Raw genomic sequence first — 20,101 nt, 5'->3', positions numbered from 1 at the left:
CCGGAGCCAAATCCCCTCGAAAACCCTCCCGGGAGGCAGCCTGTTCCGCCTGATAAAACAGGGAAATAACAGGTGATCCGGACGAAAGGTGGCCCACACCGGGCAATCGGATTGGTGCGGAAGCAGAATGAGACATGGCGGAGGTTTACCAGAGCGACAGGGTGCCAAGAACCCCTTCGAGTGGTCCCCAAGCTGCCTGGGCCGCTATGGCAGCCCCTCCCCGCCGTCTTCCATGGCCTCTTTCGTCGGTCGCTTCCAGTAAGAGTACTGCGGGATCCAGTCACCATCGGAAAGACCTGCGAGCGAGAGAATGGGCCAGATCCCGCAGAACTGGTCGCCGGGACCGAACTCGGCCGAATTTTTCCGAAGGATCTTCGAGCCCTCCCGGATAAAGCACACGATCCCCGGCATGTCCGGCTCACCCGGGGTGACGGTCTGATCCGCCGGATAGGTGCTGCCGGCATGGGAGGCCATGCGGAAACGCCAGCCCCTGGAGTGGGCGAAGCGCTGCTGGATCTCCGGAGAGTCCTTGGAGAGCAGCACCACGGAAAAACGGTCCTCGAGATGGGGTAGAAAGGCGTTCAAACCATCCGCCCAGAGGGTGCAGTAGCGGCAGGCCTGCCCCATATTGTGAATCACGAAAAGGACGTCCTTTCCCGCGAAGAGCGAGGAAAGCTTCACTGGTCCGGTGAGGGTCTGAAAGGTGAAGTCCGGGACTTCCTCCGTTTCCGCGGCCTTACGCAGGGCAGCGAGCTTCTTCGACATCTCGTAGATCTCGTTCTCCAAGGCGCGGATTTCCTCATTCATCCCCTATCGCATGGCCGCTCGCCGCCTGTCCGTCAATCCGGCGAAGCACCTTTCGGCATTGCCTCGGAACAAGCTCCGCTTTCTCCTAAGGCCATGGCCGCCTCGGAACGCTGGCATGAACGAACCCTGCAGGACGGGGAATGGCTGCGTGCCGACTTCGGCGGCTTGACGCTGGTGGTGCTCAGTGTCCTCGAGGAATGGCGAGTGGCCGCGCTCTACGGAGAACAGCGGCGATTGCTAGACGATGCCAAGATGCCTCCAGACGACCTGCCGTGGGAACGCTGGGACCGCGGGCCGGGGGATGTGAAGCTACGCTTCCGCCCGGTATTCCCGGATCGTCCGGTCATCGTGCGACCCCGTGCTTCCCTCCACCTTTCACCGCGGGCGAAGGCAAACTTCTATGTGGGCATCCCCGCCTTCATCGAGCTGAATGCCCACAGCGAGAGCCAGTATGAGCGGCTGAGTTCCTGGCCAAGCGATCCGCCCTCGAACACCTGGCACGGCACGCCCATCTCCGGGACCCTGTGCTATTCGGTGAAGACCCGTGCGCGGCGACAATTCATCCCCGAGGATTGGCAGGAGCTTTCCATCATCTCGACCATCGAGATCGCGAACACCGGCTCGCACACGCTGCCCTTCGAGCGACTTTTCTATGAAACCGGGCACCTCGCGATCTTCGAGCATCTCGGCCGCTTGTGGTCGAACCACGCGCGCATCAAGACCGGCGAGAAAGATGACTCGCTGAGCGGGATCGTCTTCGGCAAGAAGCCATTCGGCGATGCAAGCAATGCAGTGGAACTCACGCCGCCCCGACTGGGGCGGGTGCGGCGCAGCATGTTGAAGCAGGCATTCTCCACCTTTCTCGGGGTGCAGCAACCCAACGACTGATGTTCGACGATCTCATCTCGACCTTCTGGAGCAGCCCCCTGCTGCAGAAATCCGCCAAGGCCGCGGTGGTGCTGGCCACCGGCATCCCGGCAGTCTTACTGGCCTCGCGGATCGTTTCGCGGGTCCTACGCCACCGGCTCGGCGAACAAGGCGGAAACCTGCTGGCGCGGATCGTCCGCTATGCGGGCTACGTGATGATCCTCGTGGGAGTCCTGCAAGAGTTCGGATTCAACCTGGCAGCGGTGCTCGGTGCGGCGGGGATCGCGGGTGTGGCGATCGGCTTCGCCTCCCAGACCTCGCTCTCCAATCTGATTTCGGGGCTTTTCATCGTGGGCGAACGGCCTTTCGAGAAAGGCGATGTCATCGAGGTGGGCACCTTTACCGGCACGGTCGAGGAAATCGGCCTGATGGCACTGACCCTGCGCACCTTCGACAACCGTTCCGTCCGCATCCCGAACGAGACGCTGGTAAAGACCAACGTGGTCACTGTGACGCGTTATCCGATCCGGCGCGTGGATCTCACCGTGGGCGTGGGATACAATGAAGCGATCGACAAGGTAATGCGCGTGCTACGGGAAGTGGCCGACGCACATCCCGCGGTGCTGGATGAACCGGAGACAGTGATTGTTTTCAATGGCTTCGGCGAGTCTTCCCTCAACTTCATGATCGGTGCATGGACGATCAAGGAGGACGTGATGAAGGTGAAGAACGAGGTCCCCCTGAGGATCAAGGAAGCCTTCGACCGGGAGGGCATCGAGATGCCCTTCCCCCATCGAGTGCTGGCGAGCGGCAAGGCGATGGGGCCGATCCCGATCGTGCTGGAAAGACAGAGGAACAAGCAGGACGGATAAACGGCGGGAGTTCTTGCCCCGGTGAGGGAGAGGCGTGTTAGTCTGGGGCAAATGGAGACTCCCTATCCACCCAGCAACCCCGCGGCTGCCCCGGGCATGTCCCTGGAGGTCAGCCCCAGCTCCGTCCAGATTCTATGTGCCACGAGACCTTGGGTGGTTTTTTGCGCGGTGATGGGCTTTCTCGGCGCCCTGATGACCTTGGCTTACGGGATCATGATGACCTTCTTCGGCGTGGTAATCGGGCAACCGGCAACCCCGCCTCCTACGCCGGGCGGAGCACCCCCACCGAACATCACCCCCTTTATCCCCACCTTGGGGATCTTCTATCTGGTTCTCGCCGTACTCTACCTGCTCCCGTCCGCGAAGCTTTGGAAGTTTGGCAGCGCCATCAAGAGACTCCGTCTTTCGGGCAGCATGGAAGATCTGGAGCAAGTCATCACCCAGCAGCGGGGCTTCTGGAAAGCCCTCAGCATCCTGATCATCGTCGGTTTCGTGACCGGAGTGATTTTCTTCCTGATCATGATGATGACCATCATGGCAACGATGCCAAAACCCCGGTAACCCCTTTCCTCCTGAATCTCATTCCCTGATCATGGACAATCCTTATCAACCCAGTATTCATGGAGGAGCCCCGCCCCCTCTCTCCGCGAGCAGCGCCACCTCCATCGGAGTGGTCCAAGGCCTGGCTGCCACCAAGCCGTGGGTGAGGTTCTGCGCGATCCTGGGATTCATCATGACAGGAGTGATGGCCCTCTTCGGAGTGATCATGATGGTAGGGATGACCTTCGCAGGCATGTCCAAGGCCGGCGCGTCCGAGATGGGCATGCTGGTGGTCCTCGGTGCTATCTATCTTCTCTTGGCGGCCATCTACCTCGTTCCAACGCTCCGGCTGTGGAAGTATGGCACGGCGATCATGCACCTGATGATGAGCGGCTCGGTCACGGACTTGGACAAGGCTCTCGAACACCACCGCTCCTTCTGGAAATTCGTAGGCATCCTCATGATTCTGGGGACGATCGTGTCGATCCTAGGATTTCTGGGTGGCTTGTTGGCAGGCCTAGCCACGGCGGGCGGTCCGAGCACGCCCTGAAATCATCCGGAATGGTCACTCCGGCTGACCATTCGCGCCCGGAGTGAATCCGGCGCGGCGTTTCTTGAGATCCGCGTGAATCTTCAGGAGGAAGCCGAGAAAGAGGGCAGTGGTAAGGATCGCCAGGATGCCCAGGATGTTCTGATGGGGACGAGCGAGGAAGACCTTCGTCACCGCAGCCTCGCGGCGGCTCATGCCAATGCATAAGATCAGCGATGCCAGCCAGATAACCGGCCCGAGCATGCGGGCACGAAGCGGCATCCGTCGCGATGACGAGCCAGTTTGATTGAGGGGGGCCAGACTCAAGGCCGGAGGGAGGTCTTGATCCACAAGGCCAGCCTTAGCACCGGCCGCCCGCGTTGCGCCAGCCCCTTCGACGCCATTTGCGGGTGAAAAAGCGGGGACGCCCTGTGATCCGTGGTTCTGCGGAACCCCGAAGCTTGTGAAGACAGCTGAAATCCTTTGCCACCCCTAGATCCCGCGCTTCCTCTATCAGGACGATGCCCGCTTCGCCCCTCCAGCCCTTCTTCAAGCAGCGCGGCTGGAAGCCCTTCGCTTTCCAAAAGGAGGTCTGGTCAGCCTACAGCGCGGGCAAATCCGGGCTCCTCCACGCCCCCACGGGCCAAGGAAAGACGCTGGCAGTATGGCTGGGGCCGGTGGCGGAGGCGATCAAGACCCCGCCCGCAGCCGGCTGCGCGGTGATCTGGCTGACCCCTTTGCGAGCCTTGGCCCAAGACACCCTGAGGGCGCTGCGCGAGCCGCTGGAAATCTTGGCCCCTCAGCTCCAGGTTGAAGCACGGACCGGTGACACCTCCTCCTATGTCCGGGCGAAACTGCGGAAGGCGCTACCCTTCGGCTTGGTCACGACGCCGGAGAGCCTGTCCCTGATGCTGACCCACGACGATACACGCCAAAAGCTGTCCGGCTTAAAGGCAGTCATCGTGGACGAGTGGCACGAACTGCTGGGCTCGAAGCGAGGAGTGCAGGCGGAGCTATGCCTGGCGCGGCTCCGGACATGGTTTCCGGATCTCAAAATCTGGGGACTCTCCGCCACGCTCGGTAATCTCGACCAAGCCCGGGAAGTGCTGTTGGGCGACCTATCCGCCAACGAGCGGGCGGTGACGGTATCCGCGGACCTGAAGAAGGAGATCAAAATCGAGACGATCATTCCGAAGGAAATCGACCGCTTCCCGTGGTCCGGACACATCGGAACACGACTGGCGCCGCAAGTGCTCGAGCATCTCGAGAAAGCTAACACCACGCTGATTTTCACCAATACCCGTTCCCAAGTGGAGATCTGGTGCCAAGAGCTGCTAGCTCTGAAACCGGAGTGGTCAGACCAGATCGCGATGCACCACGGCTCACTGGATCCCGCGGAGCGGACGAAGGTGGAGCAAGGGCTGCGAGAGGGCAGCCTGCGGTGCGTGGTCTGCACCTCCTCGCTGGACCTCGGAGTAGACTTTTCACCCGTGGACCAAGTGATTCAGATCGGCTCCCCCAAGGGGATCGCACGATTGCTCCAGCGGGCCGGACGATCCGGTCACCGGCCGGGAAAGGCATCCCGGATTCTGGGGGTGCCGACCTTCGCGATGGAGTTGGTGGAGTTCGCCGCAGTACGCGATGCCGCGCTTATCCGACATCTGGAATCACGACGGCCGCTGCTTAAACCTCTGGATGTCCTCGTCCAACACTTGGTGACTTGTGCAATCGGCGAGCCATTTGAGCCCGAGGCCATGCGGCGCGAGATAAGCTCGACCCACGCCTTCCGAGGAATTACGGATATCGAGTGGGATTGGTGCCTAGGGTTTATTTCCAGCGGAGGTCGAGCGTTATCCACTTATCCCCGATATCAGAAGGCCCGCTTGGAGAATGGGCGCTATATCGTCGACGACAAACGTTTGATTCAGCTACACCGACTTTCGATTGGAACCATCACCGGCGATACGCATGTGACTGTCCGTTTCGCGAGCGGACAGACCTTGGGTACGGTGGAAGAGGGATTTATCAGTCGTTTAAGACCGGGAAGCCTCCTTGTCTTTGCAGGAAGAAAACTAGAACTCGTCCGTTTTCATCAAAAGGTAGCGACCGTGCGGCTGGCGACCAAGGACGCGAGGGGGAACATTGCGGTGTGGGGGGGCAGCAAGATGCCTCTCTCCACCGAACTGGCCCATGCCACTGCGGCCCGCCTCCGCGGCGAGGGAAAACCGGCGCCGGAAATGAAGTGCATCGCCCCGATCCTGACGATCCAAAAACGGTGGTCCGAGCTCCCCGACGACCGGATCCTGCTCGTCGAGCATACCCGCTCACGAGAAGGTGAACATCTGTTTGTTTACCCGATGGCAGGACGATTGGTCCACGAAGGGATCGGCTCGTTGATGGCCTACCGTCTTCGTTTGAAAGACAATGTCATCGTTACCCAGAACGACTACGGATTCTGCCTGACGGCACGACGAGGGCTGAACCTGAGCGAGGAAATCATTCGCTTGAATCTATCGATTGATAATTTGTTTGAGGATCTTATCGCGTGTTTGAATACGGCCGAATTGGCGCGTCGGCAGTTCCGGGAGGTCGCCCGGGTAGCAGGTCTCATCCTGCCTCAGCTCCCCGGTCGGAAAACTCGTTCGCATCGGGAGATTCAAGCGAGTTCCCGTCTGCTGTTTGAAGTTCTGGAACGATACGATCCAGAGAATCTCCTGCTTCTCCAGTCTCAGCGTGAAATTATGGAGAAGCAACTTGAATACAGTCGTTTGAAGATCTCACTAGAAGACATCGAACAACGACCAATACATATGATTGAAACGAAAAATTTAACTCCGATGGCTTTCCCCTTGTGGGCGGATCGACTCTCGGCAACCTTGCCTGCTGGCGACGCCGCAACCCGCCTGGAACAAATGCTTCAAGACCTCAACCGTGCTGCTTCAAAATGAACCTCGAATTTCAAAATCAATCAATTGTTTTAAGTGGAGATGGGGCTGTGCTCTTAAGCGATGGGACTCTCGTTGTAGCTGACCTTCACCTTGGAAAGGCCTCCGCGTTCCAAGCGCAAGGTCTCGCCATTCCGGAGGGTGACAGCGAGGCGGATCTGAAACGTTTGAAAGCTTTGTGCACGTGGCATGAAGCGACACGATTGGTGATCAATGGCGACCTCTTCCATTCCCCGGCAGGCCTCACGCCGCACATCGAACAACTGCTAGAAACATTTGTGAACGACATGCGGATCCCGATCGAATTGACCCTCGGGAATCACGATCGAAAGATTCTCAGAATCCCCCCTTTCCTCTCGCCGAAGGACTCCGCGAGCTATGGCGGGTTCCAGATCATCCACGACCCGGCGGACGCCACGAAGGGGGTTCCATCGGTAACCGCGCATTGGCACCCGGTGGTCCGGATCGCGGACGGCAAGCGTACCAATCTGCGCCTACCCTGCTTTATCGTCCGGGGAGACATGGTAATCCTGCCTTCGTTTGGAAGCTTTACCGGAGGACAGGTTATCGCTCCGGAAAAAGGCGATCGGTTCTTTGTCTTTCCCGGTGAGGATGTAGTGGAAGTGCCTGGTGAACTTATTCGCTAAGTTATTCACACCCCTTATTCGATGACCCGCGACTATTCACAACTGAAGCGATAGCGTAGTCCGCCGTCGGATTTCGTACTAGAGGCGTTCGTCAACGATCAGGTAACGAACGCCTATTCCGAGCGGACCGCGTATCAGCAGATACGATTACATCGGCTGGGTCAACAAGGCGCGGCGTGAGACTTCCCAAAAAAAGGGCCGCCCCGCAGACCGGGACGGATGAAGATCCGATCGGCCGCGGGGCGGATTCAGAAGAGCCGGGGCTGAGGAAAACGCTTACTCGCTCCGACGGTTGCCCAGCGCCATCATGAGCCAGTAGACCATCTGCCCCACGGCACCCACGGCAGCCGCGACGTAGGTCATGGCGGCCCAGAAAAGGGCGTTCTTGGCGCGATCATGTTCCATCTGGTTCGCGATCCCGCTGCGCTCCAGCCAGACCATCGCCCGCTTGCTGGCGTCGAACTCCACAGGAAGGGTGACCACGGCGAAGAGCGCGGTGACGGCGAAAACTGCCACCAGCACCCAGAGCATCAGAGGGCTCTTGAACATGAAAAGACCCACCATGGCGGCCATCATGATGAACTGCTGGAGGTGGCTGGCAAACTGGACGGCCGGCACCATTTTCGAACGGAAGCTCAGCCATGCGTAAGCCTGCTGGTGCTGGAGCGCGTGACCACATTCGTGAGCGGCCACCGCAGCCGCGGCGACGGAGTTCACGTGATAAACCGGCTCACTGAGATTCACGGTCTTTTTGATCGGATCGTAGTGGTCGGTAAGTTGTCCGGGGACGCTGATCACCTGGACGTCGTTGATGCCGTTCTGGCGTAGCATCGCCTCCGCCACCTGAGCACCGGTCATCCGGATCGGAAGCTGGGAATACTCGTTGAAACGGGACTTCAATCTCCCGCTGATGAGCATGCTCGCTAGCGTTGTGGCACCGATGATCAGCCAGTAGCCGATCCCGATACCCCCACCCTGCCCTTGGGGTTGGGCATGTTGTGCAAGTAGGAGGAGATTTTCGAAAATCATGGCTGCATTGTAATGGTGCTGCCTCCTGTCGCAAGATGCACCGGATTGAAAACTGACCTGCATTTTCAAATCGACGTCCCTAATCTCCGTTTTATGAAGCATGTCCTGATCACCGGATGCACCCGCGGGCTCGGCTTGGCAATGGCACGATCTTTCGTTTCCCGCGGCTGGAGGGTTTCCGGATGCGGCACCAATGCCTCCGCGGCAGAGCAGCTGGGCAAGGAGCTGGGAGAAAAACACCGGATCATGCGCTGCGATGTCACCTCGGCCGCCGATGTGGCGGCCTTCGCAGCCGACATCCTCGCCGGTCCGGGGGCTCCGGACCTGTTGCTGAACAACGCCGCCGTGATCAACCGCAACTCGCCGCTGTGGGAAGTCTCCCCGGAAGACTTCGCCCGGGTGATGGACGTGAACCTGAATGGGGTGCACCTGATCTGCCGGGGCTTCCTGCCCGCGATGATCGCACGCGGGACGGGTGTGGTGGTGAATTTTTCCTCCGGTTGGGGGCGCTCAACCTCGGCCGAGGTCGCTCCTTACTGCTGCTCGAAATGGGGTATTGAAGGGCTGACGCAGGCGCTGTCGCAAGAACTCCCCCCCGGCTTGGCGGCAGTGGCGTTGAATCCGGGAATCATCGATACGGACATGCTGCGCAGCACCTTCGGGTCGTCTTCATCGGCGTATCCTGATCCGGCGCACTGGGCGATCAAGGTGGTGCCCTTTCTTGAAAAACTGGGACCGCAGGACAATGGGGCGGCTTTGACAGCACCGCAGTAACTTGATGGATGTGAGACCGCTGCCCTCCCTGCACCCATGTTCAAGATCATCGCACTCATCCTCCTCGGCATCGTCGGCCTGCTTGCCTACAGCTACTTCCACATGAAGAAGGCCCGGGTGGGGCTATTCAAGCGGGTGGCGGCTTTCACTCCGAAGGAGATCGCGCTCTTCTCGGCGAAGTTCCGGGACTATCTGGCACGCGACTATCCGGGGACGGCACAGGCACCCCTGGAAGATAGCGCTCCGCTCATGGAGCAGCTGTTGAAGAACAGCTTCAGCTACATGCGGATCGACCGGATGGATGGGGACGCGATGGTTTTTGCGATCGGCTCCTATCTAGGAGAAACGCTTGCGGCGGAGCACGGCGGACGCTGGGAGTCGAGCGAGCACGGGCCGGCCCTGATCTTCGGAGCGGGTGAGGCGCAGGTGACGATGCATCCCCTCGAAAAGGCCGCGAGCTTCCGGGAGTTTGGAGAGTCAGGAGATCTCCATGCCTATATCCTCACGGCGCACGAGATTGCCCGGGAAATGGCCCTCCGGGCAAGGGATGGCCAGGCAGGGTGATGAACCGGGTATCTGTCAGACAATCAGCGCCTTCACGATTTTTTTCTTCATACGGGGATGGCTTTCCGGGGCGGAGTTTCATATCTTCCTGGCTTCCCCCCTCATGAATCGAAAGCCCTCTTCCCCCGAGTCGTCTCGTTTTCACGATGAAGGTCAGCCTGTCCATGATTTCATGGACGAGATGCTGGTGGTGTGCCCGCGTTGCTCCGGGCGGGCGATTTCCCGACAAAGCGATCCGGATGCGCGGCCGGGCTGGTTCAGCAAGCGCCGCTTGGTCTGCACCCAATGCTCTTACAGCCAAGAGTGGAAAGCTCGTGAGATCCGGCGCAATTGGCGGGGGCTGGATGATTACTATCGCCTACCGCTGCTGCTACAGGCCCCCTGCTGTGGCGAAACCCTATGGGCCTACAATGAGCGGCACCTGGCCTTTCTGGAAGACTACGTGGCCGCCCCGCTCCGCGAGCGCCGCCGGGATCCTGAAACAGGCTGGGCTAACAGCTCGATGGCCAGCCGTCTCCCCCAGTGGATGACGTCGGGCAAGAACCGCCGTGCGGTTTTGAAGGCGCTGACAAGACTGCGGATGCTGCTTGCGGTCCCGGTTTGATCTCCCCCGGACGGCTCGGTGCCGCGTGAGGGCTTGAGTAGCTGGGAGTCCCGCACGATCTGACCCGGCGAAGCAAGAAAATGCCGGGACAAGCGGGCATCCCGTGCCACCTTGGCGGGATGTTTGCCATGATGAAAACCCTTCGGGCGAGAGGCCCCGTGCCTCACGGCTCCCCCTCTAACATCCGCGCAGAATTCCTCTTACGTGTTCGGTGCGCTTCGGGCTTGGCCCTTCCGGCGAACCGGCTCACCCTGCCGCCCCAAGCGTGATCGAAGTCCGGTTCCAACGCGGCCTGTACCTCCCCGAGCCCGACCTATGGTTAGACCCATGGGACGCGCAGCCGTGGGCCTTCGTTTCGCATGCCCACGCCGATCACTTCGCGCGGCATGAAATGGCACTTTGTTCGCAGGTGACCGCCAGTTTGGTGCGGTCTCGCTACGGAGTGGCGGAGAACCGCCTGCTGGGGGTGAACTTCCATGCGGCGGTCGAGCGGAATGGCTATCGTCTGCGTCTGCTGCCCGCGGGCCACATCGCCGGCTCCGCGATGCTGCATGTGACCCGGATCGCGGATGGGGCCACCCTGCTCTATACGGGCGACTTCAAGGTGCGGAAGGGCCGGACGGCGGAACCGGTGGTGTTCCAACAGGCGGATCTCCTGATCCTGGAGACGACGTTTGCCCTGCCGCAGTTTGTTTTTCCGTCCCAGATGGAGGTGGAGATGGCGGTGCTGCGTTTCGTCCACGATACCCTGGCGGACGGCGAGGTGCCGGTGCTTCTCGGCTATTCTCTGGGCAAGGCCCAGGAAGCGCTGGCGCTGCTCCATGAACACGGGATTCCCGCGGTGCTGCATCCGAACGTGGCGGACATGACGCGCGCCTGCCGTGAGGCCGGCCTACGGTGCCTGCCAGAGCCGAAGTTGCTGGATGGACCGGTGCCGTCCGGCCATGCGGTGGTGGCACCGCCCAATGCGGTACGCTCCAAGCTGTTGCGGGCGATCGGAAACCGGCGTGTGGCAATGCTCAGCGGTTGGGCCATGGTGCCCGGTGCGACTTTCCGCTATCGGGTGGATGAGGCCATTCCCCTTTCCGATCACGCGGACTATCCCGGTCTGGTCGAGTGCGTCCAGCGGGTGCGGCCAAAGAAGATCCTGACGGTTCATGGCTACGCACGGGAATTCGCCGCGGAGATGCGGCTGCGCGGGCACGATGCCTGGTCGGCGGCGGGCAATGACCAGATGGAACTGGCTCTGGCCCAGCCTTCGGCGCGAGGCCCCCTGACCGGCGGCAGCGGGATTCAAACTACCGCAAGCGCCCGTCACGTCCGGCCGATCTGCGCACTGGCGGACTTCACGAGCCTCTGCCGCCTCACAGGCGAAACCAGCAGCCGCTTGGAGAAGATCAAGCATCTCGCCGCTTACCTGCGTGGCTTGGAAAGCGAGGAGGACCTGGCCCTCGCCGCGATGTGGCTGACCGGCCGGGCCTTGCCGCGTGCCTCGGACCGTCGGGCCGCGCATACCGGCGGAGCCACGCTGCGTCGGGCGCTGCTGAAGATTCCCGGTGCCCGTGAGGAGCGCTACCGGGAAATTTCGCTCTCCCAGAATGATGCGGCCCGGACCACGCGGCTCCTGCTGCAGGAACTTCTGCTAAAGCCGGAGCCGCTGGATCTAGCCGGACTGGCGACGTTTTTCCATGAATTGGCAAAGGCTCCGGGCTCTTTGGCGCGCATCGACCTGCTTTCCTCGCGACTGAGGACCCTGCATCCTGCCGAGGGGGAAACCTTGGTGAAGCTTCTCACCGGTGACCTGCGGATCGGACTGAAAGAGGGTCTGGTGGAAGATGCGGTGGCAGAGGCTTTTGGAGCCGATCCCGCGGCGGTCCGCCACGCCCACATGCTGACCGGCGATCTCGGAGAAACCGCGCGATTGGCAAAACGAAAGACCCTTCAGGAGGCGTCGCTCCGGCCCTTTGTCCCGTTGAAGGTAATGCTCGCTTCCCCGATGCCGGATGCAGCCTCCCTCAGCGCAGCCATGTCGGAACGCCATGCGGAGGGAATCTGGCTGGAACCGAAATACGACGGCATCCGCGCCCAGATCCACAAGCAGGGCGAGCGTGCCGGGATCTTTTCGCGCGACCTTCGACCGCTGGATGCCGAGTTTCCCGAGCTCATCGAAGCGGCGCTATCGCTACCGGGTGACTTCATCCTCGATGGTGAAATCATCGCCCATGCGGAAGGCCGCCGCCTGACTTTCCATGATCTGCAGACCCGCTTGGGCAGAATTTCCACCCAGCAGGGTGATCTCTTCCCTTCCAACGCAACGGTTGCTCTCGATTCCCCGGCCTTGCCGCCTGTCCGCTTCATTGCCTTCGATCTGCTATGGCACAATGGCGACGACCTTCTCACCCATCCGCTGGCCGAACGCCGGGATCGGATGAGCGGGGCAGCGCTTGTTTCAGCGGTTTTCCAACAGATCGCCGTTTCCCGCGCCAAGGATGCCGAAGAGGTCAATCTGGCCTTCAAGCAAGCCCGGGCCGAGGGTTATGAAGGGCTGATCGCCAAGGATCCCGGCAGCCCTTATTCCCCAGGCCGCCGCGGGAAGGGATGGCTGAAGCTAAAAACCTCCAGCACCCTGGATTGCGTGGTGGTCGCCGCCGAACAAGGTCACGGCAAGCGCGCCGAGGTTCTGTCCGATTACACCTTCGCGGTCCGGGACAGCTTGAGCGGCCAACTCCGAATCATCGGCAAGGCCTACTCCGGCCTGACCGATGCGGAGATCGAGGAACTCACGGAACATTTCCGGAAGCATACGCTAAGCACCGACCGACGGAAGCACCTCGTGGAGCCCAATATCGTGCTGGAGATTGCCTTCGATTCCATCCAACCGTCCAAGCGGCACGATTCCGGCCTCGCGATGCGTTTTCCCCGGATCCACGCGATCCGCCGGGACAAGGGGGTCGATGAAATCGATACCCTTCAATACGCGCGGTCCTTGGTGGACGGATGAAATGAACCTTAAGGGGATGGCCCGATAGCCCCGCGCAGGCGGGGCTACCTAAGCAGGAAGTCAGTCCTCTATCGTCCGCAAGCGGAAGAAGCCTGTCGCCGGATCTTCGGTGGAGAGAGTCAACTTCAGCACACTCCCCTCGGAGGCAGCCGACGAAACATTTCGCGCCGAAATGACCGAGCCCTTCCAATCGGCAACCTTCGTCCATTCTTTCAGATCTCCCGACCACTCGACGATCACCTTGTCAGCCTCCGCCGGCGCGGTGCCCAGCTCCACCCTAACTTCGGTAGCTCCTTCCTCGGTTGTGACGAAGGACCAGCTTGGCTCGAGAGCACCTTCGGCAGGCCATGCCGGAGTTGGGGAGGCAGTCATCGACGTGAGCGATGTCGAGGACGTCGCGGAAGCAGCAGCCGAGAAAGAGTAAACCTCAAGACTACCGGTCGTCTCCGTCTGCGAGGTGAAGACCGCACAATCATCTAGCAACGCAATCCGCTTCCCGCTGGAGTGGCCGAAATTCGCAAATGTGGTCGGCAGGATTCGCTTCGGCGTGGCGTTGATATCCGTCCAAAGAAGGACTGGCCGATGTCCCTCGAAAATCGGAGGGAAGACTACGGGTCCATCGGCGAAGGCATAGAAATCGGTCAGCGGGCAGATACCGGTGAGAATACGTCCGCCGCGTGTCGTCACTTGGGAGCCGAAGGCATCCGGCCCCGAGCTCGCTCCGGAACCGAGCCGCTTAAGCAAGGCGGTTCCGTCCGCGGAATACACCCACGCCGCGCCCGGAGCGGTCGTCGACGGCTCACCGATAACGAGGTATGGGCCGGAGCTTGAAATCGAAAAACCGAAAATCCCGTTACTAACCGGTTCCGGGCTGACCAGCGTGCGTACCAACGAAAAGTTGTTACTCAACGAATAGCCTTCCACGCGTCCGCCCGCACCATTCAGGCGCGGCGCTGCGATCCAGAGGATATCTCCCGCGACCGCCATGGAATAGCCGAAGGCAGAAGCATCCCCGCCGCCGGTCGTCAAGGTTCGCGCCAGCTTGTTCTTCGCGTCGTAGAAATAAATTGGCGATTGCGAGCCGGGATGGAATTCCGTGCGACTCATCACGATGTAGCCCGGCACCAGCAGATGGCTGGTATGGGTCAGATTTGTAGTGAAAATCTTCGCCTTGGGTCTGGCCGAAGCCGCCCCGCTAAGTACGGCCATCCCTTGACTGAGGACACCTGAGCCACTCACGACGCGCTGCCCGTCGAAGGCGATCCCTTGGCCGCTGCCGTTGTTGTTAAAATCGTACCACTGCAGCTTGGCATTCTTCGGCAGTGTGATCTTGGGGGCTGGCTTCAAGACTCCGCTCTCGAACTTGAAGTTCTCCAAGAGCGGCCTGTTGTTCTGGCCAAGCCAAAGTCGGTTACCATGGGCGGCCAACGCTCCGGCTTCGACTGTCGTTGTCGGGACAGAGGCGGTCGCGTCCAACACGTCATCTTCGACAACATTCACGTAGGAGATCATCGTCCCTGTCGTCCCCGTCGTCTGGTTGGTGACAATCATGGTGACCCCCACCGGCTGCTGATATCTCTGGAGGGTGTCGTCATCCACCCCGATCTCCAAACGGAAGGGACCCGTGGATCTGGCCGGGATATTTACCGTTCCCGACACTGCCGAGGGATCGCTCCAAGTGGTCACAAAGCTATGCTGCCCGGTGTAGCGTTCGTGATCCAAGGCGAAGGTTTGGACCCCCGATCCTTCACGAACCGAGACGTTTTCGAGGTTGATCACGGGTAATCCGTCGAAGAATCCGTAACGTGAATATCCCGCGCCCTTGGCAACGATGAAAGTATCACCGTCCCGCTTTCGCGGAACATCCGCAAAGACCTCCAGCAGCTCACCCGTCGTCGCGTCGAATTGGCAGATCTGGACCCGCTCGTTCACGCTACCATGAGCATAGTAGTAAGCGCCACCGTTTCCAGGGATCGGGATGAAGCTTTCAAAGCCGTACTTACTCGCGGTGGCACTGCCGCCGGCGAATTCAAGCACCCGCTTCGCATCCGCCAGTTGCCATCCATCCGCCAGCGTCGAGCTAATCGCACCGCCGTCATCAGCCACTTCCTGAATCACCCGCTTGCCGGATCCGATGATCCGCCCGGTCGCCACCGGCTCATCGCAGAAGGCACCGCTCAAGCCGGTGATCCGAAGTTCAAGGGTCTCCGGACGCTCGACAATCGAATCGGTGACCAAAGGCACATCAATGAAGACTTCCGATTGCCCCACCGTGAGAACCTGACTTCCGGAGGTAGCGGTGAAGTCATCTCCCAAGCTGGCTGTCACCCCCACTGCTTCATAGTCGAACGAAACCGGAGAAGTGGCAGGCCGGTCCAGCTTGACCACGAAGCGGAGGCTTGCTTCCCCACTTGTAGTCACCGGAGGCACGGAGAGTTGGTGCCCCGCCGTTGGATCCAAGCGGTAAAACCACTTCACCCCATCCAAATTGGTATTGCCGGACCGCGGCCCCTTGAAGAATAGCCCGGCACCGTTGGTAGGAATGAGCCAAGCTTGACTGACAATCGGCGGCACCCCGATCGACTCGAACGAGATGCTCTTGTTGCCGAATTTGACCTCGGACAGTGAGAACGGAAGCGACCCGTACTTCAGCAACTTGCCATCGGTTTCAGTCCACTGGGTAATATATTCGGGCACGGGGTAAATTCCCGCCTTCCCCGCCTTCGCGGGATCAGCCCAGCGGACGATCTGGATCTGCCCCTTCAAATCGCTCGCCACTGCGAAATTCGGACCGAAATGGGAGATTCCGCCGAAGGTGCCCGGCACATTCGTGATCTTGACCTTCACAAGGCTGCCCTTGCTAAAATCCGGGTAAGGCATGCGGTGGAAGTGGTGGTATCCCTTCCCATCCTGGGAGGCGAAGAGGATCTCGTTCTCCAGTGCCACCATCTTGACGGGCCGCACCTTGCAGACGACCCGACCCAAGGCTTGGAAGGTATTCCGGTCGCGGAACTCGATTTCGTCGCCATCCTGCGCCGCCGAGGTATGGACAATAATGTAGTCGTCTGTGATCGCCCCGAGCTCCCAGACATCGAATCCTCCCAAGTTACGCACCTCGACAGAGGGGTCACGGTTGACCACCCGGTAGCCCGTGCTGGACTTCAGGAAGGCGTCCGAGCCTTGGGCAACGCTTCCTTCCCGGGCGTCCCAAGTGCTGAGCACGTTCCGCTCGCTGGCATTGCTGCCGTCCGGATCGGAGAAGCGGACCGTTTCCCAACGGTGGCCCGGGGTAACGACTTGGTGATCGACATAGACCGAGGTCGCCACCGCGATCATCGACTCCGTCTCAAGGACCGCCTCATGATTTTTCAAGGCAATGTCGTAGACCCGGGCTCTCGGCTGCGGTGCCGGGAGGACTTGCGCCATCCCCAAGGCGGAGAAAAGAGCACTGGCGAGGCCTATCAGACACAAGCTCAGAGGGGAGGCAGAGCGGGAGGTGAGACAAGTCATGCTCTGAGACGAGCAATTGTTTGATTCTCTTCGTCAAGGCTCGGAAGATGAAGAATTAGTGATGAAGGTCCCGTCTCGCCCTTGCTCATCCCCTTCCAGATAGCAGGCGCGCTGATAGGACGGATCGATCTTAGCCCCCCTGAGTCCTTCGCTCGCCTTCCAGCACGGATCCTCCAAAAAACCTTTGTAAACAGCTCTACATCAGACCTTTTAAAGGTCAAAATCTTTAAATATTCCTTATTATTTATTGTAGGGAGAAATAATTTTTAATAATCAGGGATATGCCCTTTGGCATGTCGCCCTTCAACCTCCTGCTCCCATCCTGGTGGTTTGCCGCCTACTTGGGAGTCGTCGTCCTATGTCCTGCCTTGGTCCTTGTCTTCACGATGGTGAAGCTACGGGGGAAACGGTGGCGGATGACCGCCCGCCGTCCCATTCCTCCGGCGAAAATTTCGGAAGAACTGCTCCGCTTCTCGCAGCCATGGATCGGCCGACTGGGTTTCCTTGGCTTTCCTCTGCAGGAATGCACCGAGGACGAGGGCTTGGAAGAGATCTCATGGCGGATGGCAAATCCGGTGACAAAGGCCTTGGCGATTCTCGAAGGAAAAGCATCGGCAGACGGCAGTTCGCCGCGGTTCAAGCTAACCCTTATGAGCTTTCTGAGCGATGGCCGGGTAATCGCTACCGCGGACCGACCCTATGCTCCTCAGCTGCCGCAGCACTGGCAATTGAGCTATCGCAACTTCCCGACGATCGAAGCCCAGGTCCAGACGCATCAGGCGTCCGTAGAGGCGGCCCAAGGCACCGCCACCCCCATACTGCCGGCTCCCCAACAGCTCTCCATCCGGTTAGCCGATGAAGAGCAAGCTGTGCTCGATGCCATGGCGGCATCGGGAGACTACCTGCCGAATGGAGAAACGTCGCCGGCACTTCAGGCATCGACCGCACGCCTGCCGAAACTCGCGATCCGAGAATTCCTCTTGCTCTTCAACGGCGGAGTTTCCGGCCGCCGCCGCGACATTGCCACCGTGGTCAAGGGAAAGGGCAAGAACGACGACGATGACATGGCACTGAGCGGGGCCACGGGTCCCAGCGTGGAAGAGCTTGTGGAGCGCGACATCCGGCGCTTCCGCGATCTAACAAAGTCCGCCTCCAACAACACCTACCGGGCCAAGAAGCTGGGGATCCTGATCGCCACCGTGATCGTGGTGGTGGCAGCTTTGGGAAGGGACTCGATCCCTCTCACCATCCTCAAGGTGCTCACGATCCTGGCCGTGCACGAGTTCGGCCATTGGATCATGATGAAGGCTTTCGGATTCACCGGGATGGGCCGGTATTTCGTGCCCTTCTTCGGTCCCACCGACTTGGGGCGCAAGCTTCAGGCACCGGCGTGGCAGCATCTGGTCGTGATCCTCGCCGGCCCGGTGCCAGGCTTGTTCCTCGGGCTTCTCTGTCTTGTGGCCGGGTTTTTCTTCCCGATCATGCCCGCAGCGATCCTCAACATCGCGGCGCTGGCGGTGGTGATGAATTCCTTTTATCTCCTGCCCTTCCTCCCCCTCGATGGCGGGCGCGTGGTGGACCTCCTCTTGTTCCGCGATCTTCCGATTTTCCGGCCCTTTTTCACGGGGGTCTCTGCGTTGGCGACCTTGATTGCCTCCTTCACGGTAAAATCGCGGGTGTTGCGCTACATCGCTCTGGGCATGTTCGGCGGTCTGGCTTGGGACTTCAAGATGATCAAAGTGGTCCGCGGAGGTCGCAAGCTCGGCTGGGCAGGTGGTGTGGAAGATGAGACCGAGGCCCTACGGAAGATTTTCACCGGCGTCCGTCAGGAGAAGAATGATGCCTTCCTTCGCAGCCACGATTGGTTCCGCCAGATCGATGTGCTGTTAGGCGAGGTTCTCCGCAAGAAGCCGAAGATGATCACCCGCTTCTTCGGTGGCGGCTTCTATGCAGTGACCAGCCTTCTTCCGCTCGCGCTGGTGGTAGGGCTCGCCACACTGGTTTTCATGTCCGGGATCCACGGCATGTCAAAATATGCCGAAGCCAGCAGAGAGTTCTCCGAAAGCTATCCTCACCGGACCTCGACGCTGTCTGAAGACCGCATCGAACCTTTCGAAAACCTGGCGGCCACTACCGCGGACCTCATGCCTGAAGACGACAATGGCCTGGTCCTTCCCGCCGCGAAACGCCAGGAGTTGAGCGGCAAGGCGAATGCCCTTGCGGCCTCGCTCGACAAGATCAATTGGGCCGATGCGGGTCAGGTGAACCAGGAATATCTCATCGAAGATAGCCACCTTTCCATATGGATGGAGGTCCTCTGCGGAAGGATGGAAGCGGCAACCCGTGAAGGGCGCCTGACCGAAGCGGCGCGCCGCGCGGAAGTCATGCTCCACGCCGTGAGTTCGCTTGAGCCGCCCCGCAATCAGGACCAGCGCGAGCTTTTCCGCGATGCCGAGATGCGGGCACTCGCCTCGGTCGAAACCCTCGCCGCCAGCGGCAAACTGGATGCCGCCACCCTGAGCCGGATCGAAAGCCGCATCAACCAACTCAACAAAGCCCCGCTGCCGGAAGTGGAGAACCTCCTGTTGGTGGAAGGTTGGGCGAGCCAGCATATGGAACGCTCCCTCGGCTTGGGCGATACCAGAGAAGAGGTCCCGAGCCCTGCGTCGGCCAATTCCCCGGAGTGGCTCTGGAAAGAAAGCTACCGTCAAATCCGGTCGGCACTTCATGGCGGGCTTTTCGAGTCCCACGCGACGCCCGCTACGGTGGCGCTCGCGCGGCACTGGAAGAAGTCCCGCAAGGTGGGCGAGATCCCCGCGGAGATGACAGAGCATCCTTCGCTCGCGCTTGGTGAGGCCGATTACATCGCCGCCTTCTGCGAAGGCCACCGGCTCGCAACCTGGCGCCGGCTCACCGCGCTGTCCGCCCTTCGCCTGGAGGCTTATCGCCAGAAGTCCGGCAAACTGCCGGAGACTTGGGAATACCCCCTTGCCGGGGGGGCGACCCTGAGTCTCGTCCGGGAAAACGGTCCTCGCCTCAAGCTGGTGGACCAACGGAACGGGACCCAGAAGGCTCTTCCCCCATGGCTGGGCGGAGGCTCGCTCCAAGGAGCATCCTTGAATCACGTCTGCCCCCTTCACGGTGCCGAGGCCCCCGAATTATCCCGGAAATAAGCAGACCGTTTGAAATCAGAGGCTTGCAAAATATGCTCTGCATTTTTTGCGAAAATATTAATGCTTCTTAATTATTCAGGGAAGCTTCCCGGTTAGATTTTGACCGAGAGAGTGAGGAAAAAAGGGTGAAGGTTGAACTGACGGACGGGCCGCTGCCACAAAGCCAAGGCCTCGGAAGGCGGCTGGCCAGAGCCCCCGACAAAATCTCGCAACCAGCTGATTCACAATACCTAAAATCG

At 60.3% G+C, this 20,101-nt stretch carries 15 protein-coding genes; 11 read left to right on the top strand and 4 right to left on the bottom strand.

Going from position 1 to position 20,101, the window contains the following annotated elements; genetic code table 11:
• Positions 1-204: 204 nt before the first annotated feature.
• Positions 205-807, bottom strand: a complete 603-nt coding sequence (locus HHL09_RS22040) for a DUF899 family protein (protein ID WP_169456817.1) — start codon at positions 805-807, stop codon at positions 205-207.
• A gap of 93 nt (positions 808-900) precedes the next feature.
• Here HHL09_RS22040 and HHL09_RS22035 point away from each other — a divergent pair, with 93 nt between their 5' ends.
• The 4 genes from HHL09_RS22035 to HHL09_RS22020 are packed head-to-tail and all read left to right on the top strand — an operon-like array spanning position 901 to position 3,636.
• Positions 901-1,695, top strand: a complete 795-nt coding sequence (locus HHL09_RS22035) for a DUF432 domain-containing protein (RefSeq protein WP_169456814.1) — start codon at positions 901-903, stop codon at positions 1,693-1,695.
• A complete protein-coding gene (locus tag HHL09_RS22030) occupies positions 1,695-2,546 on the top strand; it encodes a mechanosensitive ion channel family protein (protein ID WP_169456812.1) in 852 nt (283 codons plus the stop codon). The genes HHL09_RS22035 and HHL09_RS22030 overlap by 1 nt, the downstream gene beginning before the upstream one ends.
• 51 nt (positions 2,547-2,597) lie before the next feature.
• Positions 2,598-3,107, top strand: a complete 510-nt coding sequence (locus HHL09_RS22025) for a DUF5362 family protein (RefSeq protein WP_169456810.1) — start codon at positions 2,598-2,600, stop codon at positions 3,105-3,107.
• Positions 3,108-3,138: 31 nt separating this feature from the next.
• Positions 3,139-3,636 carry a DUF5362 family protein gene (locus HHL09_RS22020; protein WP_169456808.1) on the top strand — a complete coding sequence of 166 codons (498 nt, stop codon included), beginning with the start codon at positions 3,139-3,141 and terminating at the stop codon, positions 3,634-3,636.
• 15 nt (positions 3,637-3,651) lie between these two features.
• On the opposite strand, the gene HHL09_RS22015 is transcribed toward HHL09_RS22020, so the two are convergent.
• Positions 3,652-3,897, bottom strand: a complete 246-nt coding sequence (locus HHL09_RS22015; protein ID WP_169456806.1) for a hypothetical protein — start codon at positions 3,895-3,897, stop codon at positions 3,652-3,654.
• A gap of 239 nt (positions 3,898-4,136) precedes the next feature.
• Between HHL09_RS22015 and HHL09_RS22010 the strand changes: the two genes are divergently transcribed.
• Complete coding sequence (locus HHL09_RS22010) at positions 4,137-6,563, top strand: ligase-associated DNA damage response DEXH box helicase (RefSeq protein ID WP_169456804.1); 2,427 nt, start codon at positions 4,137-4,139, stop codon at positions 6,561-6,563.
• Complete coding sequence (gene pdeM, locus HHL09_RS22005) at positions 6,560-7,207, top strand: ligase-associated DNA damage response endonuclease PdeM (protein WP_240963803.1); 648 nt, start codon at positions 6,560-6,562, stop codon at positions 7,205-7,207. The genes HHL09_RS22010 and pdeM overlap by 4 nt, the downstream gene beginning before the upstream one ends.
• 276 nt (positions 7,208-7,483) lie before the next feature.
• Here pdeM and HHL09_RS22000 read toward each other — a convergent pair whose 3' ends face one another.
• Positions 7,484-8,236 carry a zinc metallopeptidase gene (locus HHL09_RS22000; RefSeq protein ID WP_169456800.1) on the bottom strand — a complete coding sequence of 251 codons (753 nt, stop codon included), beginning with the start codon at positions 8,234-8,236 and terminating at the stop codon, positions 7,484-7,486.
• Between the two features lie 93 nt (positions 8,237-8,329).
• Between HHL09_RS22000 and HHL09_RS21995 the strand changes: the two genes are divergently transcribed.
• From HHL09_RS21995 to HHL09_RS21980, 4 genes are all read left to right on the top strand, one after another.
• On the top strand, positions 8,330-9,010 hold the full coding sequence (locus tag HHL09_RS21995; protein ID WP_169456799.1) for an SDR family oxidoreductase: 681 nt from the start codon (positions 8,330-8,332) through the stop codon (positions 9,008-9,010).
• Between the two features lie 36 nt (positions 9,011-9,046).
• On the top strand, positions 9,047-9,574 hold the full coding sequence (locus HHL09_RS21990; RefSeq protein ID WP_169456798.1) for a hypothetical protein: 528 nt from the start codon (positions 9,047-9,049) through the stop codon (positions 9,572-9,574).
• Between the two features lie 103 nt (positions 9,575-9,677).
• Entirely contained in the window at positions 9,678-10,178 is a 501-nt protein-coding gene (locus HHL09_RS21985) for a TFIIB-type zinc ribbon-containing protein (protein WP_169456797.1), read from the top strand.
• A 265-nt stretch (positions 10,179-10,443) separates the two neighbouring features.
• Positions 10,444-13,179, top strand: a complete 2,736-nt coding sequence (locus HHL09_RS21980; protein ID WP_169456796.1) for an ATP-dependent DNA ligase — start codon at positions 10,444-10,446, stop codon at positions 13,177-13,179.
• A 60-nt stretch (positions 13,180-13,239) separates the two neighbouring features.
• On the opposite strand, the gene HHL09_RS21975 is transcribed toward HHL09_RS21980, so the two are convergent.
• Positions 13,240-16,605 (bottom strand): Calx-beta domain-containing protein, encoded by a 3,366-nt coding sequence (locus HHL09_RS21975; protein WP_169456795.1) that lies wholly within the window; start codon positions 16,603-16,605, stop codon positions 13,240-13,242.
• A 377-nt stretch (positions 16,606-16,982) separates the two neighbouring features.
• Here HHL09_RS21975 and HHL09_RS21970 point away from each other — a divergent pair, with 377 nt between their 5' ends.
• Positions 16,983-19,862 (top strand): zinc metalloprotease, encoded by a 2,880-nt coding sequence (locus HHL09_RS21970; RefSeq protein WP_169456794.1) that lies wholly within the window; start codon positions 16,983-16,985, stop codon positions 19,860-19,862.
• Positions 19,863-20,101: the final 239 nt, after the last annotated feature.

The organism is Luteolibacter luteus (genome assembly GCF_012913485.1).
GTDB classification, from domain to species: Bacteria; Verrucomicrobiota; Verrucomicrobiia; order Verrucomicrobiales; family Akkermansiaceae; genus Haloferula; species Haloferula lutea.
This window is presented reverse-complemented; position numbering and strand designations above follow the sequence as displayed.